A 23,486-nucleotide genomic window follows, 5' to 3' on the forward strand; every position below is an offset into this window, starting at 1 on the left:
ATTGATGCAGTCGGCGGAAGACAGCAATCCCGAAACTGTCGAAGCCTGGAGCCGGGTATAAGGGCCAGCCCGGCGCATGCAGACCGTTGGAGCTGTTGGATGTGATAAATACGGCGGTATTTCCTTCTCCCTTTCGGTGCAAATTCCCCGCGAAGCCGAACCGGGCGTGGACCGGCGGACGATCAAGATCGGCCGCGTCGTTGTCAAAATTGGCGCGTGCGAAATCGCCGTTCCGCAGGTCCAGCGAGAGGATCGGATGAATTCGTCCGCTTCTGCTGCCAGGAGCTACGAATACCGAACCGAGCGATGCGTCTTCCGTATCTATGGTTGGCATGTCCTGCCCCGCGGCAGGCGCGTGCATCAGAAGCAGCGCACCCGCCGCGAGCTGCCGGAGCGTCGTCAGCGCCCCGATCCGCCAGCTGGTTCCGCATAAGTGCCGACCAGTTCACCAGCCGCCAGAATATGACCTCGAGCGGCGGCAAGGACCTGGTCGCGGGTTGCGCCCAGCGGCAGGTCAAGATCGCGATCGAGCGCGAGCAACTGGAAATGATAGCGGTGCGGGCGGTCGCCCTTCGGCGGGCGGGGACCCTGCCACCCCACTGAACCGCGTGACGTCGCACCCTGCATGATCCCCTCCAGTGGCCCGCCCGTCAGCCGATCGCGCTCTTGAAGGCCGGCGGGCAGCCGGGTGGTGCCCGCCGGTACGTTCCATGCAACCCAGTGGACGATGGGCTTGGGATCGGCGGCGTCAGGATCCTCCGTGACGATCGCATAGGATCGGGCGCCCGGGACCGCCGTCCAGCTCAGCTCCGGCGAAATGCCGAGACCATATTCGCTATGCTCGCGCGGGATCGCCCCGTTCGCACGAAAGGCTGCGGCGGTGACCGCGATCGACGTCGCGCCACGCTCACGCGTCTCGGGACGCTGAAGCGCGAGCGGGACGCCCGAGCCGACGGCGGCCTGTCGGAGCATTGGCTGGGCTGGTGGCTGATAAGGTGCGGCCTGCCCGGTCGCACCGTCGTAGGTGATGCGATAAATAATGCCGTTGGCATCGTCCGACATCAGGATCGACCCGTCGCGCATGATCGCAACGCCGCAGGGGCGGCCATAATGGCCGGTCCCGTCGCGACTCATGAAACCGCTCACGAAGGGTTCGATACGGGTCGGACGGCCGCTCGCGTCGTAACGCACGCGCGCCAGTTCATAGCCCGATGCCGGCTTCCTATTCCAGCTCCCGCGAAGCGCGACAAAGGCGTCGCCCGCCACGTCGGGGCCAAAGCCGCCGCCGGGGTGGAACGCCCATTGCATCCCCGCGCTGTGCGCAACGTGGAGCAACGCCGGGTTGGTTGACGACGTCGCCCACTGCGCGGCGGTCAGGCCGCCGGGGGGCTCGTCCTGGGGATTACGCTCGCCCTTCTCGAAGATGTACGGCCAGCCGTAGCGGCCGCCGCGCTCAAGCCGGTTCACCTCCTCGCGTTGCAAGTCGTTGCCCAGCCAGTCGATCCCCTGATCCCAACCCCACAGCTCGCCCGTCACAGGGTGCCAGCCAAAGCCGATCGTGTTGCGCAGGCCCGACGACCAGATCGCACGGGTCTTGCCGTCGAGGCTGGCGCGCAGCAGCGTCGCATTCTCCTGACTGGATTCGTCGCAGGCGTTACACGTCGACCCTACGCTGATGTAGAGCATCCGGTCAGGTCCGACCGCGAGCGTGCGGTTCAGATGCTGTCCCGCGTCGGGCAGGTCGTCGATCAGTGTTTCGACCGCGCCAATGCCGCCGTCTGCGCGCAACGGCGCGCGGAACACCTCCCTTGCGGTCATGAAGTAGAGCTGACCGTCATGGATCGTCAGCCCGTGAAGGCCGGGACGGTTGACGATGATCGTCGGTGGCCCGTCAGCCCGCCCGTCTTCGTTGGCGTCGACCAGCCGGACGATGTCCGCCTCCGACCGACGGCTGACATAGACCGCGCCATCGGGTGCCACCGCAAGCATGCGCGAATTGCCAAGCCCGCTCGCCCAGACGCTTGCCCGATAGCCGCGCGGCAGCTTCAGGCTTGCGGCGAAACCGGGCCCCGGCTTCAACGGGGTCAGTTCGTAGAAATGCGCACTCACCGGCCGCTTGTCGTTATCCTCCGGGCTGCTCTGGGCAAAGAGGGGCGTAGCGGCGGTCAGCAGCAGCGCGGACGCAAGCAGGGCAGCTTTCATGACATATCCTCGAGGCGGCTCAGCAACAATTCGCGGCTGGTGACTGCACCGTGCAGTTAACCCGGCTGATTGCGTCGGGTTGCCGTTTACTGACGTGGTGCCAATTTTAAGCCGCTGATATGTTAGCCCCGGTATCCACGGGTTTCCTGAAACAATCAGCTGCTGTCGGATATGCTCGATCGCAAACGTTCGGAACGGCACCATCCTTATTGGGTGCGCGGGGACAAGTTCGACGCAGCACCAAGCTCCGCGTCGGCATCCGGAGTTAGATCGAGGATGTGGAGCCGGGGTTTCCCGACATGGGTGCGGATTCGCGATCGATCCGACGCCACCTGGTCCGCGACAACCATGAAGCGTTCCCGCCGCCACAGGCCGGTGGAACCGGGCGGTAGCGCGAGCGGCAGATAGCGCCGATCGGCCAGTGCCCGTTGTGCGCGTTCGATCCACTCGCCTTGAGCGTTGGGCGCCCGGGTCAGTTGCTCTATATCCTCAACGGTACCGTCGCCGGTGATCCGGAAGCGGAAATCGACCCACTGGTTGCGTGTGATGCTCGATGTTCCGCCGGTCCGAGTAAGAGTCGTACCGAGATCGACAGGTGGCATCATTACCAGCATTGGCGTGGTCGTCCGCTTGGTCTTCACCTGTTGCAGGACATCGTCGATGTTCGCCTTCGTGTCGGACATGATCAGCAACTTGGCCTCCAGCAGGGCGGAGGCGTCACGGACCGTCTGCGAGGCGGGGGTGGTGAGGCGGCGTAGCGCGGCATAGCGGCGGCGGGCCTCGCCCCGGTAGGCAGGGCTGATGCTGGCGGCGGTCGCATAGAAGGCCAGCGACCGGAACATGGCGGCGGCCTGAAGGCTCGGCCACCCCGAGCGCGCGGCCTGATCGGCGATCGCGTCGTACATTTTCACAGCCGTCGGGTAGCGACCTTCACGTCGAAAGACGTCGGCCACCAGTAGCCGCTGGGTGGCCACCTGCGGCCCGTCCTTTGGCAGGCCAGCCTTCAGTGCGGACAGCGAATCGATCGTGCCGATCCGGCCGGAGTCGGTGAGCCCCGATAGGCTGGCAACCTCCGCGTTAAAGAAGAGCAGGTTGCTGACCGGTACAGGCAGCTTCTTGGCATGGGGTTTGTTGCGGCCGGTCGATTTCAGGAGCGTAGTGCGCGCGCCCTGGAGATCGCCCGCGATCAGCTGGTTTTCCGCGTGAGTCATCGATGTCGCGATATCCTCAGCGGGAGGGCAAGCGCGCGCAAGGCAGCTTTCCAGCGCGTCACCGGTCACCTTGAGGCTGACGCCGGTTATGGTGATGGTCTGATCGGTAGGCGCGACCGGAGATGCGGCTGGCTGCGCTAGTGCGAGCAACAGGAGGATCAGCATTGCATGTCTTCCTCGTCGATCCGGTGATGATCGATAATGGCGGAAGATCGGCCAATAGCAAAGAGTGGGGAGGGCGGTGCCAGCTACCCGAGCGCTGCATCAACCGATACTGCTCAAGCACACGGCACACCCGCCGCTAGGGTAACCGTCCGCTTTCGCGGGTCTGCTTGTTTATGTCGCGCATGTCCTGAGTTTAGCGACAGCCCTATTCCAGCAGGCAAGCCAAGGTGAAAGGTTCCGCGATCTTCGTGGTCAGCCTGTTCATGCAGGTGGTCCAGCCATCGACGCCGCTGGCAACGCAGCTTGGCTATGGTGCTTTTATCTCGATCGCGCACATCGTCTGGTTCGGACTGGTCGCCATGTTCTTTTCAGCCGGGCGCGTGCGGGACCGTATCCTTGCCGTGCGCCACTGGATCGACCGGGCGTTCGGCGGGCTGCTGGTAGGCTTCGGGCTGCTGCTGGCGCGGTCGGGCGTGTCGCGATAGCGGCGTGGCAATTCGTGTAGGTTGAGCGGGGGCTTCTCGGAATCGATCCTGAGAAGAGAATGGAATGAGCTTCCCAAAAGGCGCTTGTAATGAGGTTTAAGAACAGCAACCCCGTCTCTCTTCGGTTCTATGAGATTGCTATGTGTCGGTCAGGCCACCTTGCAGGTCGCGCGCTGACAGCTCTATCGGCTGCCGCCCGGATCGCAGCTACTGGGCTAGTCACCTTGGCCAGTTCAGGTGCCTCCACCCGCAGGTGCTCGACGCCATTGCGCCATTGTTGACGCCACCATCTGCTTCCCGAACGCGCATCCATGTGTAGGAGCGTGGCCCGTGCGTAACGGAGCAGTTCATCGGCCGGGATCAGGTATCGGCCGTCGGCAAGCGCGTGGGAGAGGTCTTTCGCGAGGTCTACGTTTGCCACCTTCGGCATCTCCGCCGTGCGATGTTCGAGATCGGCGACAAGATTCCGCTTGGCCGTAGCCCATTCCTTTGGCGTAAAGCCGGACGTGGCCAGGTCACACGCCGTCTTCCGCAAACCCGCGACCGCCAGTTCCCATTGATCGCCGATGTAGTTATCCCAGAGCATGATCTGGCGATGACCTTGCTCGCCATTCTCGATGAACATGCCGACCTTGCCGCGCGGACTGTTCGGCTGGAGAGCGACGAGCCGATCGTTGATCGCACGCGTGACGAGCAAGTCCATAATGTCGGCACGTGCCTGGCGATCACGCGACGATGGCGGGGCCGGTGTCGGCATGACCACTGCTACCAACGCCGTTCGGCGCCCTTGCGGAAGCGCGGAGAAGCTGATCGGGCGGATTCGATCACGCTCAAACATCGGGAAGGGCGCATGGCGCGGGCTGGGCTGCGTACGCTTCCAACTCCTAAAACGCTTCTCGATCAGCGCCCTCGTTTCATCGACCTTCACATTGCCGACAACCACGATCACCATGTTCTCGGGACGGTACAGACGTTGGTATAGCCCGCGAATGGTATCGATGCTCGCGGTCGGGACATCGTCCGAGTTCTGCGCGTCGATCACGTCATTCGGCGAACCCGGCGCGACGGCCGCGATGTAGCTGGCGTAGATCTCGTTGCCGAGCTTCTTGGCCGCCATTTCCTGCATGACAGAAGTACGCTGACCATCCACACTGTCAGGTCTGAACGTCAGGTCGGACGCGGCTTCCCGGAGTAGGGCCAGAATGCTGTCCAGGTCACCGGTTTGTGCGGTCTTGCTTGACAGAAAATAGTTGCTTTCGCGCCAGCTCGTTGTCGCCACGTGGGGAGCGGGAAGTGTCAGTTGCAGACCGACACGGGTGAAATGATCAAGGTCATCCGGAGACCCCACCGTTGGACTGTGAAACACGACATGCTCAATCAAATGCGCCAGACCGCGCTCGCCGGGTCGGTGCTCGGCGATAAAGCCGCCTTCGTTGCGCATGAGCAGCGCGACGCCCGGTTCATTGCCGTGTCGGGGCAGGATCGCAAACCGTACGCCGTTCCCGAGACGACCGATCGCGGGAATACTCCGATCGGAAGACGGGCGGTTCGTAGATCCTGAACTGACGCTATCGGGTGCCGGCGCCCTATCCGCAGTAAGTCCTGACGAAGAAAATACGAACAGCGAGATGAGGATGGAGCGCATCGACGCAAGGCCATGTTTCCGCATCTAAGGTCCGCTCCTCTATCGGCTGCCTGCCTACGTCGCGCCAACATCACCAGCAGGCAGGATCGTTGATTTGCCCCCTGATGAGGCAGGAACGTGACCTACGAGCCGGAAGGTAAAACCCCGATTGCTGTTCTCGATGGGTAACGGCCTGCGAGAAGGCGCGACGTTCTCGGACTCGATGGTGTTTCGGGAGAAGCTCTTACCGGGCCGCGCGCAACAATCACTTACCGGCGGTAAACCGTCGGACGGCAGCGATTGCAGCAGCCTCACGTAACGCCCGGCCGTGCGGACCTGGGACGCTTACGGTCGTGACTGATGCTCCGCGTTCACGAAGCCGAGCAGCGAAGTCGGTCATGATCTGGGGACGGACAACCTGATCGTCCTGCGACGAAATCAGCAGGATCGGTGCCGCAGACTCGATCGCATATCCTTCATAGTCGAAGCGCGCGAGATCCGCATCGGTTCGGACATGTACGAATGGCTTCATCAGAGTCGGCACGGCATTGCGGCCGATTGCCGCTATATCGGCAGCACTGCCCTCAAGAATCAGACCCGCGGCCTTTGCCTGCCGCGCGATCCCTGCGGCCTGACTTCCTCCGAACGACAGTCCATAGACGAAGAGCGGCTCGGAGCCGAGCCAGTTCTGGGCGCGCAACTGGGCAATGAAAGCAGGTCCGAAGGAGATCAGAGCATCGACCGTCGCCGGCACATCGGTGCCGCCACGCCCCGGATAGTCGTACAGAATGATGTTTGCGCGGGTTGCTTCGGCAAGGGCCGCGACGGTGGCGCTTTGCCCAGCCACGAAACTCATGTTCCCGCCTGCGTAGAGGACCGTTGCACTACTCTGCGGATTGCTCAGGCGAACCGCGTGAACACGGCCAAGACCAGGCAATGCCATCACCATGTCCTCCACTTTGTAGCCCGGAGGAGGGACAAGCGCGCCCTCTGGCGGCTTGACCGATGCCGGAAAAAAGCTCGATTGCTTCACGACTGCGGTGCAGCCGCCCAGAAGCAAAAGCGAAGCGAGAGCCATGCTGCGATACCGCATGAGAATTCCCTTGAGGCAGACGACCTTCCGGGTCGCCGGAAACCGCTTCTTCCTGTAAGGAGGAATATGTTTGCTGTAAAACAGAAAGGTATATTCGGTGCACGAATATTCAATGAGCGTTGGTCGAGCACGGGCATGCCGATGGCTCGGCTGCGCATTCGGTCTGGCGGGATTGCTGCAAGCGGCATCGATCGCGGTAGTGCTGTTCGCGCCGCGCTTCCTGGCGCTGCAGATTGATTGCATGCGTGGCGGGTGCGCCGCCGTCGGTGTTCCCATGACGCTGCTGTCGGATCGACTGCGCAATACGGCCGCGGCAATGACCAATGCGGCGGATTTGCTCGATCTGCACCTCGGACTTCCCACGGTTCGCCTCGAGCTTTTCTTCGCGCAACTCGTGATCGACCTTCCGGTGGTCGGCCTGCTTCTGTCAGTGGCGTTAGGGGTCCATGCACTCGGACAACGTAAGGGCCACGATCTGGCGCGCGCGTTGCCGTGGCTGCGCAGGGCGGCGGTCTTCGCGCTAGTTGCGGCACCACTTATACCGCTTGGAGAAAGCATTCGGACCACCGTCCTGATGCAGGCATTCGGGCCCCCCGTGCGCTTCTATCTGAGCATGGAGTTCCAACGCCTTGTCCTGAACCTGCTACTGGCTCTAGTCGCACTCGCCGTCACTTGGGCGCTCGCTGCGGGACTGAGGGCCGAACAGGACCTTGCGGAGATCGTCTGATGCCCGTGATCGTCAACCTCGATGTCATGCTGGCCCGGCGGAAAGTGCGCTCCAACGAGCTGGCGCGGGCCGTGGGCATTACGGAATCGAACCTATCGCTGCTGAAGTCGGGCAAAGTCAGGGGCGTGAGATTCTCCACTCTTGCCGCGATATGCCGCTATCTCGAATGCGAGCCCGGCGACATTCTTGGTTATGAGGCGTCGGACGCAGACCTTCAGGGACCTGAGCCGGAGTAGACCAAGGTTCTAGTCCGCGTCGTTGCTACCCTCGCAAAGCGTTCCCCGGCAGGGGGAAGCGCAGCGGCTTCTCGATTGAGATCGTTGAGTGGGAACGCCTGCGGCTTCCCAATTTCCTTTCGAATCAGAACGCCGGAGCCTTGGTTTACGGGTACGATTGCATGGTTCAGCAGGTCATGATCTACGGTCGAAAAGCAGATTGTGGGAGAGAAGCTGATGTGGCGACTTGCCTTTCTGACGTTACTGGCGTGCGCACCAGTATCCGCGGATGCGCAGGCGGCGTCGCCGACGACGGCACTAGCGGCAGAACCATCGTCTTCGGAGATCATGGTCACCGGCGTCCGGAGCCGTCCAAGTCAGTGGCGCGAAGCGGAAACGAGCCATGTGCGCGTGCTGAGTGACGGCACCGAGGCGGAATTGATACGCATCGCCCGCAACCTCGAAACGCTGCATCTACTCTTGTCCGGACTAATGGGGCGCGGATCGGCTGACGACGACACGGTCAAGCTGCGGATCACGCTGATCGGGGGCGTCGCGGACTTCGAGGCAATGGATCTGCACAACACTCGCTGGCAGCAGGGTCCGTTCGCGCGCCCGTTCATGATTGCGCGTTATTACGATCCGCGTGACGAAGGCGCGGTCATGGCGTCGAGCCGTTTCGATCAGACAGCCGTGCTGCAGCAAGGGTTGAACTTGGGGGCGTTGACGGGGATCCTTCCGGGCGTGCAGCCGGGTGCCGGCGGTGCGCAGGTGGCGGGCGTCGTGCCGCTACTCGGCCTAGCCGACAGTGCATTCGGCGTGCCGCAGCCCAATGAACTCTCGGTCGCGGTTCCGGCCACGTCCATATTATATTCGTTGTTCGCGCAGCACTGGCTGATGACCTATTTTCCCGGCGCCTATCCTCGCTGGTATCTCGACGGGTTTGGGCAACTCTTCTCAACGATAACGGTGCGTGACGGACGAATCGTTGAGTATGGCCGCGCGCCGGAGAACAGCGACCGGGTGATCCGCTTCTACGGCGGATATCCGCTCGAACGTCTGTTCGATGGCCGCTATCTCGACACGAGCGAGCGCACTGAATGGACGCCGTTCCACGCCTGGCTGATTACGCATTACCTGTTCTTTTCCGACGATCGCCGACCGCAGGTGCGGCGTTATCTCGCCGCGCTCGGCAATGGCGCATCGCAGGCGTGAGCGAACATTGGCGATGCCAAGGTGTTGGGGTCAGGCATTTCATTGCGGGCGGACTGATAATGAATCCTGCCGTCCGTCAGGATGGCGGGTTCAAAGAGGTCCTATCAGTCTGCTGCCGACGGAGCGGAAAGAGCCAGAAACCGTGCCGCGGCCATGAAGTCCGCTTTCCTTAGCATGCGGGCTTCGGTGGCGAGGGTGTCTTCGCCCCAGCGTTCGACTTGCCAGAGTTCGTCGAGGTGGGTGAGGTCGAAGGCGGTGTCGGCGTCGAGGTGGCGGTCGGCGACGGCGAGGGCGGCGATGAGCGAGCCGGCGATGGTGGTGAGCGGGGAGAGGGCGGCGAGCGCGTGGGCGTCGTGGGCGGCGACGGCGGTGCGGAGGCGGGCGAGCGTTTCGGGGGGTTGCGCCACGTGGACGATGCCGGTCGTGACGCGGAGTGTGACGTCGTAGCGGGTGCGGGCCCAGGCCAGGAGCGGGTCCCAGGCCTCAGCCTGACGCGCGACCAGTGTATTGGGCGCGTCGGCGCGGTAGCAGAGCAGGTCGGTTTCGGCGTAGGCGGCGATCTGGTCCACGAACAGCGCGGGGTCCGGCATCACGCGGTCGATCGCGGCGTTCGACAGGCCGGTCATGGGCATGGTGCGCGGGTCGACTTCCTCGCCTTGGGCCTCCCATTCTGCGGCGACGGCGTCGGCCAGTGCGCGGGTCGGCAGGACGAGCGGCAGGCGCATCGGCGTGCGGACCGGGCGGGTGTCGAGCGTGATGGCGTAGCCCGTGGGATCGGCGGGGACGACCGCGACGTCGGTCCAGAAGCGTTTCATGGCTGGAGCCTCAGGCGCGCGGCGGGGTCCGCCACTGGCGGATGAAGTAGCGCGGGAGCAGCATCGATTCGGCCATGCCAAGCACGAACAGCGGTAGGCCGACGGCGGTGTTGCCGCCCACGTCGAGCAGGTCGCCCCACCAGATCCACATGCCGAACAGCATCATAACGACGCCCGAGGCGCGCAACGCGCTGATGATCGCGAACCGCGTCTGGGCCAGTTTGTCGCGGTCTTCGGGGGTCATGCGGTCTCCGGCGTGGCGGTTGCGGTGGCGGCTGCGAGCAGCGGGACGAGCTGATCAGGATGGGTGGCGATATGGGTGGCACCGGCGGCGATCAACAGGGCGGTGTCGTGATATCCCCACGTCACGCCGACCGTCGCGACGCCGGCGGCACGGCCCATGGCGATGTCGTAATGCGTGTCGCCGATCATGACGGTGTCGGCGGGCGTTGCGCCGGCATCGGCCATCGCCAGTTCGAGCATCGACGGATGCGGTTTGGACGGGTGGCGGTCCGCGGTCTGGAGCGTGACGAAACGGTCGGTCAGGCCGTGATGCGCGAGGCAGAGCGCCAGGCCGCGATCGGACTTGCCGGTCGCGACGCCGAGCTGCCAGCCGTCCGCCGTCAGCCGGTCGAGCGCATCGACGATGCCGGCGTAGAGCGGTTCGTGGACCTCGCCGCGGCCGCGCTGGGCGTGGAACGCGTCTTTGTAGGCCTGCGCGACGCGGCGGTGGGTGGCGGGGTCGGCGTGGGGCAGCAGTGCGGCGACCGCCTCGACGATGCTGAGCCCGACGATGCCAAGCACCGCGGCGCGCGGGAGCGGGGGCTGGTTCTCGGCCCGCAACGCCGCGGCCATCGCGGAGACGATGCTGGACTGCGAATCGACGAGCGTGCCGTCGCAGTCGAAGATGGCGAGGCGGGTCATGGGCGGAGGGAGGTGGGGAGGCGCTTGGCAGGACGATCGTGCATCAGCGTTCGGTGCCTCGGCCGCCCCGGTCTCCGCGGTCGCTGTCGCGTTCGCTGCCGCGGCCGCGGCGTTCGCCCTTGCGGTCCTTGCGGCGCGCCTTGGCGATGTTGAGCGCGGCGCGCTTCTTGCCTTCAAGCGTTTCGCTAAACTTCACCTCGTCGAGCGGCAGGTCGGCGCGAAGCGGGTCGAAACCGAGCATCTCGACGCTCTCGGCGAAATGGGTCGGCAGTTCGGCGGTGATGTCGAGGACGCCACCGTCGGGCAGGTCGACCTTCAGCCGGCGCGCGTGGAGGTGCATCTTGCGGCTGATCCCGCCGGTCAGGAAGCTGTCCTGTCCGCCATATTTGCCGTCGCCGACGATGGGATGGCCGATCGCGGCCATGTGGACGCGCAGCTGGTGCGTGCGGCCGGTGAAGGGTTGCAGCTCAATCCAGCAGGCACGATTCCCGGCGCGTTCGATGACGCGGTAGCGGGTGCGGGCGGGGCTGCCCTCCTTCATGTCGACGTGCATCTTTTCGCCGCCGGTGCCGGGCTGTTTCCCGATCGGCAGTTCGATCATGCCGTCATGCACGTCCGGCACGCCGGTCACGAGCGCCCAGTAGACCTTGCGCGCGGTGCGGCTGCTGAATGCCTTGGCGAAATGGCCGGCGGCGTTGGCGGAGCGCGCGACGAGCAGGACGCCCGACGTGTCCTTGTCGAGCCGGTGGACGAGTTTCGGCCGGCCCTCCGCATCGAACATCAGCGCGTCGAGCATGCCGTCGACGTGGCGGTCGGTCTTGGTGCCGCCCTGCGTCGCGAGGCCGGGCGGCTTGTTGATGACGATGGCGTGCTTGTCGCGGTGCAAGACCAGCGACTGCATCAGCTCGATATCCTCGGGCGGCAGATCGGCGACGATGCGCGCGGGCTTCGCGGGCGCGGTCGCGGCCTCGGCGGGGGGGACGCGGATCGACTGGCCCGCCTCGACCCGGTCGCCGGGCGCCACGCGCTTGCCATCGACGCGGAGCTGGCCGGTGCGCGCCCAGCGCGAGACGATGTTGAAGCTGGCGTCGGGCAGGTTGCGCTTGAACCAGCGATCGAGCCGGACGCCGTCGTCGTCGGGCTTCACCGTGAAGGTGCGGACGTCGTCGGAGGCGCTCATGCGAGCACCCGTGCGGCCTGGAGCCCGACGAACAAGGCGGCGAGCGCGCCGAGGACCGAGACCATGACGTAACCGACCGCGGTAGCGAGTTCGCCGCGTTGCAGCATCAGCACCGTTTCCAGGCTGAACGCCGAAAAGGTCGTGAAGCCGCCCATGACGCCGACGCCGAGCAGCAGGCGGACGGATTCGCCGGCGACTTCGCGCGCCAGCAGGCCGGCGAGGAGCCCCATGAGGGCGCCGCCGATCAGGTTGACCGCGAGCGTACCAAAGGGGAAACCAGGGCCGAACTGCGCGAGGGCGAGGCGACCGACAAGATAGCGGAGGCCCGACCCGATCGCACCGCCGCCCATGACGAGGAGGAGAGAAGGCATGGCGTCCCATACGCGCTGTGCCGTGCAAACGCCATCCTGCCGGCTGTGTGGTCGGTTAACCGAAGAACATCGCAGACAGGACAAGCAGGAAGCCGACGAACGAGACGCCGAAGATCGCGGTGCGCAGCTTCGGGATGCCCGCCGCGTAGATCGGCAGGTAGACGACCCGCGCCCAGACGAAGAGGTGCGCGCCGAGTTCGGTCTTCCAACCCAGCCGCCCGGCCACGACCGCGGCGAGCAGCGCGACCGCGAACAGCGGGAAGGTTTCGAAATAGTTCGATTGCGCACGTTGCAGCCGGCCGACGATCGGGTTGGGCGGCGGCAGCTCCGCATCGCGCGCGCCCATGTTCCATTCGATGCCATATTGCTTCGTGCGGACGTGGGCGGCGGCGAAGATGTGGACCGCGCCCAGCAGGACGGCGACCCCGAGCAGGGTCAGTTCGATCGGCATGATGGTGGCGTCCCGGTTGCGTGATGTTTGCTCTCAACGCGTCGCCCGCCGGGTATGGGCCCGGATCAGCTGCCGATGACGAGCTTGCCGGTCGAGCCGGACTGGGCGGGGGCGAGCGTTAGTTGCACGGCGGTGCCGTCGGGCTTGCGGCCGGACAACGCGTTCGGCTGATCGGTGAGGGTGTAGCCGGCCTTCTGGAACATGTCGTGATAGTAGGTGCGCAGCGTCGCGACGGGCGCGGGGGCGGCGAAGGTGACGGTGACGGTGCCGTTGTTGGATTTCGTCCCGGTGTCCGTGGTGTTTCCGGCGACGTCGAACCCGGCGACCGTGGTGCCGGGGTAGAGCGCCATGCCGTCGAGTTTCAGCATGTCGGGGGTCAGTTTGATCGCGGGCATGCGGATGTCGGCGTCGAAACCGGGGAGGTCGATCGCCACCCGGCCGTCCGCCGCCTTGATCGAGACGCTTTCGTCGCTGGTGGTGGTCTTGGTCTGCGGGGCCTTGTCGCAACCGGCGAGCGGGGCGACGAGCAGCGCGGCGACCGCGAGCAGCGGCAGGGTGGGGGACGATGCGGACACGGGCGGTCTCCTGACGAACGGACGAGTCGCAGGGTATCGCAGGTGTGTTATTCGAGCAAGACAGCTTTTTGCTTGAAGCTGTCATCATACGCCCGCATATTGCGGTCATGCTCAACATCGCCTCGCTCGGCATCGGTGCCGTCACCTTCATCCTCGCGCTGTTCGCGTTCATCCCGTTCCTGGGGTGGGCGAACTGGTTCCTGATCCCGATGGGTCTGGTCGGGCTGGTGCTCGGCGTGCTGTCGCGGTCGACGACGGGGCGCAACGTCAACATCGTTGTGCTGCTGATCTGCTTCGTCCGGCTGTCGATGGGCGGCGGCATCTTCTGATCCGCGACGTGGGGGAACGAACGGCGCGGATCGGCGCGCTTTGCGGCCTCGGCGCTTATGTGTCGTGGGGGCTGCTGCCGCTTTTCCTGAAACTGCTGGTCGGTGTGCCGCCGGTCCAGATCCTGGCGCACCGCGTGCTGTGGTCGCTGCTGCTGCTGGTCGTGATCGTCACGATCGCGCGCGGGTGGGGCGCGGTGCGGACGGCGTGCCGCTCGCGGCGCACGCTGCTGCTGCTGTGCGCCAGCGCGGTGCTGATCGCGATCAACTGGCTCGTCTATATCTGGGCGGTGGTGCACGGCCATGTGATCGAGGCAAGTCTCGGCTATTTCATCAACCCGTTGGTGAACGTGGCGATCGGCGTCGCCGTGCTGGGCGAGCGGTTGCGGCCGGTGCAGCTGGCGGCGGTCGCGATCGCGGCGGTTGGCGTGGCGGTGCTGGCGCTGTCCGGCACGGGCGCGCTGTGGATCTCGATCACGCTGGCGCTGAGTTTCGGCACCTACGGACTGGTGCGCAAGGTGGTCGCGGTCGATGCGCTGGCCGGGCTGACGCTGGAGACCGCGTTGCTGGCGCCGATCGCGGCGCTGGTGCTGGTCCTGTCCGCGACGGGCAGCGACGCGCTGTTCGGGGCGCCGGCGTTCGGGCAGTCGGCGCGGCTCGACATGCTGCTGATGACGGCGGGGGTGGTGACCGCGCTGCCGCTGCTGATGTTCGCGGCGGCGGCGCGGCGGATGAAGTACGCCACGCTCGGGCTGTTCCAGTATATCGCGCCCAGCCTGCAGTTTGCGGAGGCGGTCTGGCTGTTCGGCGAGCCGCTGCGCACCGTGCATCTCGTGACGTTCGGCTGCATCTGGGCGGGGTGTGCGCTGTATGCGGCGGACACGCTGCGTGCGTCGCGCGCTGTGCCGGCGATGGCCGCGGAATAAGGCTTGCCGGCGGCGGAGCGGTTCCGTATAGGCGCGCCTTGGCTCCGCCGATCGCGTCCTTCCCGGGACAGTCAGTCGATCGGCACTCCGTCGGGGGGTAGCTCAGCCTGGTAGAGCACTGCCTTCGGGAGGCAGGGGCCGGAGGTTCGAATCCTCTCTCCCCGACCATATTCTGTATTCAGCGATCAACGCTCGTAACTCTGCTTGCGGGGCACGCGTGATGCTGCCTGTCGGTGTCAGGCTCTTAACAGGCCGGTCCGTTTCGTCGTCGGAGGCGGGTAAGCGGACGCTGGGCGACATTTTTTTGTAAAAATCGGTCGGTCCGGTCGACGTGGTCTCGCGGCGGCAAAGTCCGCTTGGCAGGCCGGTTTCGGCGGAGTTCGAGCGGCTAACCCATTGGGAAATGGTCGTTCCGGTGACAGTCCGGTGGCAGGCGCGGTAAGATTTGGTTCAGGGGTCCTTGCTAGCCAGGTGCGGCAGGGGGCTCAACCAGATGGCCGGTACCGCAATGTTGAAGCCCACGGCCGTCGGCGGCCACAACAGCGAGTCGGTGGCAGTCATGCTCGCGCGGGCGGATTTCGCGTTCCAGCCGATCGTCACGACATCGTCGATGACGGTCCACGGGTTCGAGGCGCTGGCGCGGTTTCCCGAGGGGATGCCGACGGTCTGCGCCCTGCTCGACGAGGCGGAGGTGACCGGCACTCTGCGCGCGCTGGACCTGGGCCTGGTGCGCAAGGCGATCACGAAGTTCGCGCGGTTCGAGAGTGCCGGCGCGACGCGGCTGTTCTGCAACGTCGACAACCGTACATATGGCGGAAGCCCGGCGACCCTGGGCGGTATCCGCGACCTGTTTACCGAGTGCGGGCTGGCGGCCGGCAATTTGTGCCTGGAGATTTCGGAGCGCGCGCCGGTGCAGGATTCGACCAACCTGCTGCGCACGGTCGAGATGCTGAACGGCATGGGCGTGCGGATCGCGCTCGACGATTTCGGCGTGGGGATGTCGGGTCTGCACATGCTGCTGACGATCGAGCCGGATTATGTGAAGATCGACCGCGCGTTCATCGACCAGATCGACACCAGCGCGCGCAAGCAGGCGATCGTTGCCAAGCTGTGCGGGCTGGCCCATGCGCTGGGGTTCATGACGGTCGCGGAGGGGGTCGAGACGGAGGCCGAGTTCCGCATGGCGCGCGACCTGGGGTGCGACCTAGCGCAGGGTTTCGGCATCGCGCGGCCGACGACGCGGATCGAGGATCTGGCGATGTCCTATGGGCGCAGCCTGCTCGTGTCGCACGGCGCGCGGATGCATGCCCGCGTGGAGGAGTTGCTGAACCCCGTCGCGCCGATGTTGTTGGATGCGCCGCTGGTGGATGCGGCCGACCGGTTCAAGGCGATGCCCGACCTGCGCGTGATCCCGGTGATCGATGCGACGGGATCGGTGCTCGGCGCGCTGCTCGAAGAGGATATGCGGCGGTATCTGCTGAGCGATTACGGGCCGGCGCTGCTCGCCAACAAGGGAGCGGCGCCGCGGATGGAGAAGCTGGTCCGGCGGTTTCCGGTCGCGGATGCCAACGGGACGGTCGAGGCGATCGTCAACAGCTATGTCGCGGCGGACAGTGCGTGCGGGCTGATTTTGTCGGACGAGGGGCGCTATGCCGGGTTCCTGACCAACAATGCGGTGCTGCGGCTGGCGGCGGAGGCGGCGGTGTCGGCCGCGCGGGAGCAGAACCCGCTGACCCAGCTGCCCGGCAACCGCAGCATCGCCCACCATATCGGCGAGGCGCTGAAACGCCGGGGGCCGCAGGCGCTGATCTTCTTCGACTTCGACAATTTCAAGGCGTTCAACGACCATTACGGCTTTGCCGCGGGCGACCGTGCGCTGATGATGTTCGCCGATCTGCTCCGCAAGCTCGACGTGACGACGGCGTCGTTCGTGGGTCATATCGGCGGGGACGATTTCTTCGCGAGCATCGCGGCGGAGGAGCCGGCCAGCACCGAGATCGTCCACGAACTGTGCGCGAAATTCGCGAGCGACGCGGAGAGCCTGTATTCGGTGCGGGACCGCGCGGCCGGCGGGATCCATTCGGTCGATCGGTTCGGCCAGAACCGCTTTTATCCGCTGCTCCGGACGTCGGCGAGCCTGCTGCACCTGCCGGCGGCGCGGGCGCATCTGACGGTCGAGATGGTCAACGACCAGCTCGCGACGGGCAAGCAGATGGCCAAGGCGTCGTCGTCGGGCATCGCGGCGGTCCGGCTGCCCGAAAGTGGCATGGTGTCGTGATGCCGGCGCCGGATCAGGGCTTGCGGCGGAGCCGGCGTCCGACGGCGAGGCCGACCGAGACCGCGAACAGGATCACGATGGTCGTCTGGACGATCGAGAACAGGATAACGAAGCCGAACGCCAGCGTGCTGGTGCGCATCATGCCGTGCAGCGGGATCGAGATGAGATTGACCAGCAGATAGGCAATGAACAGGTGGCGGAACGGGCGTTCGGGTGCGCGCGCGGCCCAGCGTTTCAGCGCCGGCGCCTGGACGGCTGCGGTGTCCCATTCCTCCAGCCGGTGGTTGCCGGCGACGAAGGCGGTCCAGAGCGGGAAGGCCTCGCGCGTTTCCGCAAACCGGCGCCAGCGGTAGAGATCGGCGATCGAGCCGTCGGGCGGGCCGGCGGCGATGCGGGCGAGCAGCTTGTCGGGTTTCCGGCGTTGTCTCGGGGCGATGGCGTCCCAGCGGGCGCGTTCCTCGATCAGGCGGGCGAACCAGCTTTCATAGGGGCCGAACCCGCCCATGTCGGTGCCGACCATGTCCCAGCCGAAGCGCCGCATGGCGGCATCGAGCAGGCGGGGGCGATCCGGTGTGCGATCGTCGAGCAGCGCCGCGATCGCATCGGCTTCGCCATCGTCGTCGGACGGGGCGGCGGAGGGCCGGCCGCTGCGGTACGGGGCAAGGACCGGCGGCATGCGCGCGGCGGGCGGCGCGTCGCGCGATCCGGTCGCGTTGTCGATGTCGGCGCGCGGGTCGGTGGTGTTCCTGAGGCGGTGGCGCGGTGCGGTGCCGCGTAGGTTCCAGCGGACGGTTGCGGGGGCGGGGGCCGGGATGGCGTCGGCGTCGGGCGTGGGTTCGGGCGGCAATGCGAGTGCGGGTTCGCCCGGTTCGTCTTCGATGTAGGGCACTTCCCGCAAGGCCGTCTCGTAGGCGGCGCGGAGGCGGGCGAAGCGGTCGGGTTCGGCGGCGAGGTCGATCGTCTTCAGAATGCCGGCATAGGCGCGCTTGATTGCGCGGACCTCGCCCGTGGGGGCGATGCCGAGCGTCGCGAAACAACCCTGATAGCCGTGGCCTGCGTCAGTCATCGGCGAAGACCCGACCCTCATACCAGTCGAGCTGGCCGCGCAGCTGGTCGCGGGCCGCGCCGACCTGCGCCGGGTCCTGCCGTTCGAGCACGGCCTCGAACTGGCTGACCGCCATGGCGATCGCCTCGCGCGCGTCGCCCTGCGCTTCCTCGACCATGCGTTCGCCGCGGGCGAGGAGCGTGCGGTTCTCGATCGTTTCGCGCGGGTGGAGCTTGATCGCGGACAGCGCCTTCAGCCGGGTCGCGATCTCCGCTTCCGACATGTCGCTTTCCAGTTCCTGCAGGACGAGGCGGTGGACCTCGCTGCTGCCGGTGCGCCGGGCCTCGATCTCCAGCAGCCCGTCGACATCGTAGGTGAACCGGACGTCGACCGCGCGTTCGGCCTCGTTCCCGGACGGGAGCGGGACGGTGAGCCGGCCGAGCGCGATGTTGTCGCGAACCATGCGCGCTTCGCCCTGGTAGACATCGATGATCATCGCCTTGCTGGTCGGCGAGGTGGGGATGTAGCTCTTTTCCCGGCTGGCGGGCACGATCGTGTTGCGCGGGATGATCGGGTCGAACCACCCTTCGACGAATTGCCCGTCGTCCAGTCGGCGGCGGATGTCGGTGCCGAGCGAATAGGGCGCGACGTCGGTCATCACGCGATCGGACAGCGCCGCGTCGCGCATCAGCAGCCCGGCCTGGACCGCGGCACCGCGCGCGATGACCTCGTCCGGGTCGATATCGACGACCGGGAAGCGGCCGAACAGCTTCGTCGCCTCGCGCCGGACCATCGGCATGCGCGTCGCCCCGCCGGCGAGCACTACCGCGTCGAGCGCCTCGCGCGCGATCCGCGCATCGCCGAGCGCGATCCGGATCGGGCGACGCAGCCGTTCGAGCAGCGGTTCGCTCAGCGTTTCGAACTGTTCGGTGGTGAAGCTGGCGGCGTAGTGCGTATCGTCCCAGTCGAGCGCGATTTCGGCGGTCGGCTCGCTCGACAGCGCGCGCTTGGCGCGTTCGACATTGGCATCGATCCGCCGCGCGATGGCGGGGTTGGCGAGCGCTTTCTCCGGCACCTTCGCGTCGCGCAGGAAGGCGTCGGTCAGGATCTGGCGGAAATCCTCGCCGCCCAGGAAATTGTCGCCCGCGCTGGCCCGGACCTCCATCACGCCGTCGAACAGTTCGAGCACCGACACGTCGAACGTGCCGCCGCCGAGATCGAAGATCAGGAACGTGCCCTCCGCCTCGCTCTGCAACCCGTAGGCCATCGCGGCGGCGGTGGGCTCGTTGAGCAGCCGGACGGTGCCGAGCCCGGCGAGCTGCGCCGCGCGGCGCGTGGCCTTGCGCTGCGGATCGGAGAAATAGGCCGGCACGGTGATGATCGCGCCGGTGACCGGCACGCCGAGATGCGCGACGGCATCGTCCTTCAGCGCGCGCAGCACGAAGGAGGACAGTTCCTCCGGCAGGAAATCGCGCTTGCCCAGCCGGGTGTGGCGGGTGGAGCCCATCGTGCGCTTGAACACCGCGGCGGTGCGGTTCGGGTGGGTGCGCAGCCGGTCGAGTGCGGCGGCGCCGACCAGGATGCTGCCGTCGTCGTCCAGGCTGACGCAGCTGGGTGTCAGGACCGAGCCGAGCGCGTTCGGCACAAGCTGCGCCGCGCCGTCGCGCCAGTAGCCAACCAGGCTGTTGGTGGTACCGAGGTCGATGCCGACGATCATGCCGTCTTTCATGCTGTTACTCACCCTGCCGCCTGCATTTCGCGGTGGAATTCGCCCGCGGCGGCGAGCAGCATCTCGGTCAGCCGGACGAGCATCGCGCCGTCGATCGCCTCCGGCCCGGTGGTCAGCCATTCGGCTGTCGCCCAGACATTCTCGTTCGGGGTGACGAAGACCGACACGCATTTGTTGTCGCGCGTGATGCCGTTGCCGATCCGGTAGGCGTGGGTGCGTTCCGCATCGTCGTCGATCGGCCAGAAGTTCGGCAGGGCGAGCCGGAGATAGCCGGGATCGCGCGTGTTGAAGATCATGAGGAGCGACCTGCCCTCCGCCTTGAACCGGACATCGCCGTCCTCGTCCAGCTCGACGCCGCGATAGCCTTCCTGCTCCAGCAGGTGGCTGACATGCGCGCGCATGCCGTCGATGGCGGCGGTCGTCTCGGTGTCGTCGGTCATGTGTCCATCCTCCTGACGTGTGGGACCATAACCGCAACCGTTCGCGGCGCGCCAGAGCGGGGTGGCGGTTAGTTGGCCGAGCGGAACAGCGTCGGCCAGTCGCCGGGCGACATGCCGCCGCACGCCTGCTGGAACGCGAGTTCGGACAGGCGGAAGCGTTCGCCGTCCCAGATCGAAGTGGCCGACATGCCGCAATCGGCGAGCCCGCGGCCCTTGGCGACCATGGCGAGCCGGCCGGTTGCGGGATCGAATTCGGCTTCGGTGAAATAGGCTCCGGTCGATCGGTCGCCGGCGTTGCCGAGATAGGGTTGCTGCACGAACAATTGCCGCGACGGACCACCGGCGCGCGGCGCGATGAACGCGAGCGAGGAGCCCTGATAGGCGCCCATCAGGCAGGGGATCAGGACGAGCGCGCGGCGGGCGTCGAGCGCGTGCGCCTCGGGCGTCATGGCGTTGGGGTTCGCCTCGCAATCCTCGCGGGCGAACAGCGCCTTCTGGCCGGTGCGGACGGCGGCGATCAGCCGGCGCGCCTCGCCGGGGGCGAGTTTGGCGGTGATGGCGCGCGCCGAGATCCGGGGGAGCGGCGGGGCGGCGGGCACGCGGGTGGCGGGGGTGGAGCCGGGTTTCAGTAGCGCTGTGACGCCGTTCACCCGGCCCTGGCGCGCGTCGATCCGCAGCATGGCGGCGGCGAAACCGGTCAGCGGGACGGTGGCGTCGCGGCCCAGCGTGACCTTCGATGCGTCGCGGAGCTGGCGGACGAGGCGCCGGATCTCGGCGGGGTCGGTGGTGGCGATGCTGTTCTCGCCGTCCGGGGTGCGGCGCCATGCGGGGGCGGCGAGGATGGCGGGTTTGCCGTCGATGCGGATGTCGGCGAGCGTGAAGCGTCGTTCGGCGTCGATCGAGGCGGTGAGCGTGCCTTGCGGGCCGGCGGCGCGGACGATCTCGATCTGTCCGCCCTGGTAGCTGTCAGCGGGGAAGCCGCGTGCCACGCAGGTCAGCGTGTTGTCGCAGGCGACGAACCATTCGCCGTATGTGTCGTAGGACTGGATCGTGCCGGGTGGGGGTGCGGCGATCGCTGGGACGGTTGGTGTGGCGAGGAGGAGGAGTGCGGCAGAGAGTGGTCGTCGCATCGGGGTCCCCTTCGTCCTTGGCGGTGCGGTTCTGGCTCGACCTGCTTGCTGCGTCGAGGCTTTTCCCACGTATTTCCGACAAACCTGACGCACCGTCGACGTCATCCCGGCGGAGGCCGGGATCTCCCTTGGGCTGGGGGTGAGCGCTTTACCTGAGGGAGATCCCGGCGTTCGCCGGGATGACGGTTTGGGGGGAGGGTGAGGTTGGGTCGGGCGTCGCGCGTCTCGGCTGCGCTCGACGGCTCCCTCGATTTCGCTCGGGATGGGCGGAGGTTGGGGGTGGCTACTGCGCAACCATTTCGCGGACGCGGTTGGCGAGGACGTCGACGGGGAAGGGCTTGGTGATGACGGCCATGCCGCCGTCGAGCGAGCCTGTGCCGAGCGCGGCGTTTTCGGCGTAGCCGGTGATGAACAGCACCTTCAGGTCGGGGCGCGACCGGCGTGCTGCGTCGGCCATCTGGCGGCCGTTCATGCCGCCGGGCAGGCCGACGTCGCTGATCAGGAGGTCGATGCGCACGTCGGAATCAAGGATGCGCAGCCCCTCCAGGCTGTCGGCCGCCTCGATCACGGTGTAGCCAAGCTCCTCCAGCACGTCGGTGACGAGCAGCCGGACGGTCGGTTCGTCGTCCACCACGAGCACGATCGCGCTCTGTTCCGCGCGCGACAGCAGCCGGATCTCGGGGGGCTGGTCCTCGCTGTCCTCGGCATGATGTTGCGGCAGGTAGATGCAGACGGTGGTGCCTTCGCCGACGACCGAATGGATGCGGACCTGACCGCCCGACTGCTTGGCGAAGCCGTAGATCATCGACAGGCCGAGGCCGGTGCCCATGCCGATCGGCTTGGTCGTGAAGAACGGTTCGAACACTTTCTCGATGATCTCGGGCGGCATGCCGGTGCCGGTGTCGGTGACGCAGAGCGAGAGATAGTGGCCGTCGGGCAGATCCTTCATCCGGCCGCCGTCACGGTCGGACCCGGTGTTGGCGGTTGCGATCGTGATGCGGCCGCCGTTCGGCATCGCGTCGCGCGCGTTGATGCAAAGGTTGAGCAGCGCGTTTTCGAGCTGCGACGCATCGACCAGCGCGGGCCACAGGCCGTCTTCGCTCTTGACCTCCAGTTCGACCGACGGGCCGACCGTGCGGCGGATCAGTTCGGCCATGCCGGCGACGAGCCGGTTGACGTTGGTGGGTTTGGGATCGAGCGTCTGGCGGCGCGAGAAGGCGAGCAGCCGGTGGGTGAGCGCCGCCGCCCGTTTCGCCGCACCCTGGGCCGCGGTCATGTAGCGGGCGACGTCGGCGTGGCGCCCCTGCGCCAGCCGCATCTCCATCAGTTCCAGGCTGCCCGAAATGCCGGCGAGCAGGTTGTTGAAATCGTGCGCCAGGCCGCCGGTCAACTGGCCGACCGCCTCCATCTTCTGCGCCTGGCGGAGCGCCTCCTCGGTCTTGAACAGTTCGGCGGTGCGGTCCGACACGCGCTGTTCCAGTTCGTCGTTGAGCGTGCGCAGCGCGATGATCGCGCGGTCGCGTTCCGCCTCCACCGCGCGGCGTTCGTCGACATCGATCAGCACGCCGGAGAACATCGATGCGATGCCGTCCGCGTCGCGGTCGACACGGCCGTTCGCCTCGATCCAGTAATATTTCCCGTCGCGGCGCTGGACGCGGTACTGGTGCGCGTAGGATCCGCCGCGGGCGATGGCCTCGTCGATCGCGGCGCTCAGGCCGTCGCCGTCGTCGGGATGGACGCTGGCGACGATCTGTTCGAGCGTCAGCCCCTCCCGACCGAGCGCGGGATCGACGCCGAAGCTGCGTGCGAACGGTTCGTCGATCGTGAAGCGGCCGGTGGGCAGATCCCAGAACCAGGTGCCGATGATCGCGCCCGCGTTGAGCGCCAGCCGGACGCGTTCGTCGTTGACGCGGTCGCGTTCCTGCGCGGCGAGCGCGTGGGTGGTTTCGTAGGCCACGTTGAGGAACCCGACGACGCCGCCGTCGCCGTCACGCAGCGGGCTGTACGAACAGGTCCAGTAGGTATCCTCGACATAGCCGTTGCGCGTCATGGCGAGGTGGAGGTTGTCGAGCTTCACCGCTTCGCCGGCCATGGCGCGCGCGATGAGCGGTTCGATGTCGCCCCAGATTTCCGGCCAGACCTGGTCCATCGGCTGGCCCAGCGCCGCCGGATGGCGGGCGCCGAGGAAGGCGGCGTAAGCGGCGTTATACAGGAAGGTGCGGTCCGGCCCCCACGAGGCGCACATCGCGAAGCCGCTGGACATCATGATGTCGTGCGTCGTCCGGAGTGCCTGCGGCCAGGCATGCTTCGGACCGAGCGGTGTCCGGCTCCAGTCGAAAGCCTCCAGATATCGCAACGC

The 23,486-nt window shown here is 66.5% G+C and carries 24 protein-coding genes and 1 tRNA gene; 9 read left to right on the forward strand and 16 right to left on the reverse strand.

Translation table 11 applies throughout. From position 1 onward, the window contains the following. Positions 1-76: 76 nt before the first annotated feature. Entirely contained in the window at positions 77-433 is a 357-nt protein-coding gene (locus ACFSGX_RS02935) for a hypothetical protein (protein WP_380927346.1), read from the forward strand. On the opposite strand, the gene ACFSGX_RS02940 is transcribed toward ACFSGX_RS02935, so the two are convergent. Together ACFSGX_RS02940 and ACFSGX_RS02945 are read right to left on the reverse strand one after the other, a co-directional pair. Continuing rightward, complete coding sequence (locus tag ACFSGX_RS02940; protein WP_380927347.1) at positions 400-2,202, reverse strand: YbhB/YbcL family Raf kinase inhibitor-like protein; 1,803 nt, start codon at positions 2,200-2,202, stop codon at positions 400-402. The genes ACFSGX_RS02935 and ACFSGX_RS02940 overlap by 34 nt on opposite strands. A 206-nt stretch (positions 2,203-2,408) precedes the next feature. Next, positions 2,409-3,578 (reverse strand): hypothetical protein, encoded by a 1,170-nt coding sequence (locus ACFSGX_RS02945; protein ID WP_380927349.1) that lies wholly within the window; start codon positions 3,576-3,578, stop codon positions 2,409-2,411. Positions 3,579-3,805: 227 nt separating this feature from the next. Between ACFSGX_RS02945 and ACFSGX_RS02950 the strand changes: the two genes are divergently transcribed. Beyond that, complete coding sequence (locus ACFSGX_RS02950) at positions 3,806-4,063, forward strand: LysE family transporter (RefSeq protein WP_380927351.1); 258 nt, start codon at positions 3,806-3,808, stop codon at positions 4,061-4,063. A gap of 127 nt (positions 4,064-4,190) precedes the next feature. Here the strand turns inward: ACFSGX_RS02950 and ACFSGX_RS02955 are convergent, their stop codons facing one another. Both ACFSGX_RS02955 and ACFSGX_RS02960 read right to left on the reverse strand, forming a co-directional pair. Further along, positions 4,191-5,732, reverse strand: coding sequence for a M16 family metallopeptidase (locus ACFSGX_RS02955; protein ID WP_380927353.1), 1,542 nt, complete (start codon positions 5,730-5,732; stop codon positions 4,191-4,193). 220 nt (positions 5,733-5,952) lie between these two features. Continuing rightward, positions 5,953-7,056 (reverse strand): alpha/beta fold hydrolase, encoded by a 1,104-nt coding sequence (locus ACFSGX_RS02960; RefSeq protein ID WP_380927354.1) that lies wholly within the window; start codon positions 7,054-7,056, stop codon positions 5,953-5,955. Between ACFSGX_RS02960 and ACFSGX_RS02965 the strand changes: the two genes are divergently transcribed. The 3 genes from ACFSGX_RS02965 to ACFSGX_RS02975 all read left to right on the forward strand — a co-directional run bounded on the left by ACFSGX_RS02965 (position 7,055) and on the right by ACFSGX_RS02975 (position 8,937). Further along, on the forward strand, positions 7,055-7,507 hold the full coding sequence (locus ACFSGX_RS02965; protein ID WP_380927355.1) for a hypothetical protein: 453 nt from the start codon (positions 7,055-7,057) through the stop codon (positions 7,505-7,507). The two genes, ACFSGX_RS02960 and ACFSGX_RS02965, sit on opposite strands and share 2 nt — an antisense overlap. Then, positions 7,507-7,743: a helix-turn-helix domain-containing protein gene (locus ACFSGX_RS02970; RefSeq protein WP_380927356.1), complete on the forward strand. Its 237-nt coding sequence runs from the start codon at positions 7,507-7,509 to the stop codon at positions 7,741-7,743. Before ACFSGX_RS02965 ends, ACFSGX_RS02970 begins: the two co-directional genes overlap by 1 nt. A gap of 201 nt (positions 7,744-7,944) precedes the next feature. Continuing rightward, positions 7,945-8,937 carry a hypothetical protein gene (locus ACFSGX_RS02975; protein ID WP_380927357.1) on the forward strand — a complete coding sequence of 331 codons (993 nt, stop codon included), beginning with the start codon at positions 7,945-7,947 and terminating at the stop codon, positions 8,935-8,937. Positions 8,938-9,041: 104 nt separating this feature from the next. Here ACFSGX_RS02975 and ACFSGX_RS02980 read toward each other — a convergent pair whose 3' ends face one another. The 7 genes from ACFSGX_RS02980 to ACFSGX_RS03010 all read right to left on the reverse strand — a co-directional run bounded on the left by ACFSGX_RS02980 (position 9,042) and on the right by ACFSGX_RS03010 (position 13,253). Beyond that, on the reverse strand, positions 9,042-9,752 hold the full coding sequence (locus tag ACFSGX_RS02980) for an ATP12 family chaperone protein (protein ID WP_380927358.1): 711 nt from the start codon (positions 9,750-9,752) through the stop codon (positions 9,042-9,044). 10 nt (positions 9,753-9,762) lie between these two features. After that, positions 9,763-9,996, reverse strand: coding sequence for a hypothetical protein (locus ACFSGX_RS02985; RefSeq protein ID WP_380927360.1), 234 nt, complete (start codon positions 9,994-9,996; stop codon positions 9,763-9,765). Further along, the gene (locus ACFSGX_RS02990; protein ID WP_380927361.1) at positions 9,993-10,676 is read right to left on the reverse strand and encodes an HAD-IA family hydrolase; all 684 of its coding nucleotides are present in this window, start codon (positions 10,674-10,676) and stop codon (positions 9,993-9,995) included. Before ACFSGX_RS02990 ends, ACFSGX_RS02985 begins: the two co-directional genes overlap by 4 nt. 43 nt (positions 10,677-10,719) lie before the next feature. Beyond that, entirely contained in the window at positions 10,720-11,856 is a 1,137-nt protein-coding gene (locus tag ACFSGX_RS02995) for an RluA family pseudouridine synthase (RefSeq protein WP_157174954.1), read from the reverse strand. Further along, positions 11,853-12,227: a fluoride efflux transporter CrcB gene (gene crcB, locus ACFSGX_RS03000; protein WP_380927363.1), complete on the reverse strand. Its 375-nt coding sequence runs from the start codon at positions 12,225-12,227 to the stop codon at positions 11,853-11,855. The genes ACFSGX_RS02995 and crcB overlap by 4 nt, the downstream gene beginning before the upstream one ends. A gap of 55 nt (positions 12,228-12,282) precedes the next feature. Next, entirely contained in the window at positions 12,283-12,678 is a 396-nt protein-coding gene (locus tag ACFSGX_RS03005; protein ID WP_380927365.1) for an MAPEG family protein, read from the reverse strand. A 65-nt stretch (positions 12,679-12,743) separates the two neighbouring features. Then, positions 12,744-13,253 carry a hypothetical protein gene (locus ACFSGX_RS03010; protein WP_380927367.1) on the reverse strand — a complete coding sequence of 170 codons (510 nt, stop codon included), beginning with the start codon at positions 13,251-13,253 and terminating at the stop codon, positions 12,744-12,746. Positions 13,254-13,360: 107 nt separating this feature from the next. Here ACFSGX_RS03010 and ACFSGX_RS03015 point away from each other — a divergent pair, with 107 nt between their 5' ends. From ACFSGX_RS03015 to ACFSGX_RS03030, 4 genes are all read left to right on the forward strand, one after another. Then, entirely contained in the window at positions 13,361-13,582 is a 222-nt protein-coding gene (locus tag ACFSGX_RS03015; protein WP_380927369.1) for a hypothetical protein, read from the forward strand. 8 nt (positions 13,583-13,590) lie between these two features. Continuing rightward, positions 13,591-14,505 carry an EamA family transporter RarD gene (gene rarD / locus ACFSGX_RS03020; protein WP_380927371.1) on the forward strand — a complete coding sequence of 305 codons (915 nt, stop codon included), beginning with the start codon at positions 13,591-13,593 and terminating at the stop codon, positions 14,503-14,505. A gap of 91 nt (positions 14,506-14,596) precedes the next feature. Then, positions 14,597-14,673 (forward strand) — tRNA-Pro (locus ACFSGX_RS03025). A gap of 325 nt (positions 14,674-14,998) precedes the next feature. Continuing rightward, positions 14,999-16,783 carry an EAL domain-containing protein gene (locus ACFSGX_RS03030; RefSeq protein WP_380927372.1) on the forward strand — a complete coding sequence of 595 codons (1,785 nt, stop codon included), beginning with the start codon at positions 14,999-15,001 and terminating at the stop codon, positions 16,781-16,783. Between the two features lie 13 nt (positions 16,784-16,796). On the opposite strand, the gene ACFSGX_RS03035 is transcribed toward ACFSGX_RS03030, so the two are convergent. The 5 genes from ACFSGX_RS03035 to ACFSGX_RS03055 all read right to left on the reverse strand — a co-directional run bounded on the left by ACFSGX_RS03035 (position 16,797) and on the right by ACFSGX_RS03055 (position 23,483). Next, positions 16,797-17,849: a hypothetical protein gene (locus ACFSGX_RS03035; RefSeq protein WP_380927373.1), complete on the reverse strand. Its 1,053-nt coding sequence runs from the start codon at positions 17,847-17,849 to the stop codon at positions 16,797-16,799. After that, the gene (locus ACFSGX_RS03040; RefSeq protein ID WP_380927375.1) at positions 17,842-19,557 is read right to left on the reverse strand and encodes an Hsp70 family protein; all 1,716 of its coding nucleotides are present in this window, start codon (positions 19,555-19,557) and stop codon (positions 17,842-17,844) included. Before ACFSGX_RS03040 ends, ACFSGX_RS03035 begins: the two co-directional genes overlap by 8 nt. A gap of 8 nt (positions 19,558-19,565) precedes the next feature. Then, positions 19,566-19,997 carry a hypothetical protein gene (locus ACFSGX_RS03045; protein ID WP_380927377.1) on the reverse strand — a complete coding sequence of 144 codons (432 nt, stop codon included), beginning with the start codon at positions 19,995-19,997 and terminating at the stop codon, positions 19,566-19,568. A 68-nt stretch (positions 19,998-20,065) separates the two neighbouring features. Next, on the reverse strand, positions 20,066-21,127 hold the full coding sequence (locus tag ACFSGX_RS03050) for a DUF1176 domain-containing protein (protein ID WP_380927379.1): 1,062 nt from the start codon (positions 21,125-21,127) through the stop codon (positions 20,066-20,068). A gap of 283 nt (positions 21,128-21,410) precedes the next feature. Continuing rightward, positions 21,411-23,483, reverse strand: a complete 2,073-nt coding sequence (locus ACFSGX_RS03055; protein ID WP_380927380.1) for an ATP-binding protein — start codon at positions 23,481-23,483, stop codon at positions 21,411-21,413. Between the last annotated feature and the right edge of the window lie 3 nt (positions 23,484-23,486).

The organism is Sphingomonas arantia (assembly GCF_042682045.1).
GTDB classification, from domain to species: domain Bacteria; phylum Pseudomonadota; class Alphaproteobacteria; order Sphingomonadales; family Sphingomonadaceae; genus Sphingomonas_R; species Sphingomonas_R arantia.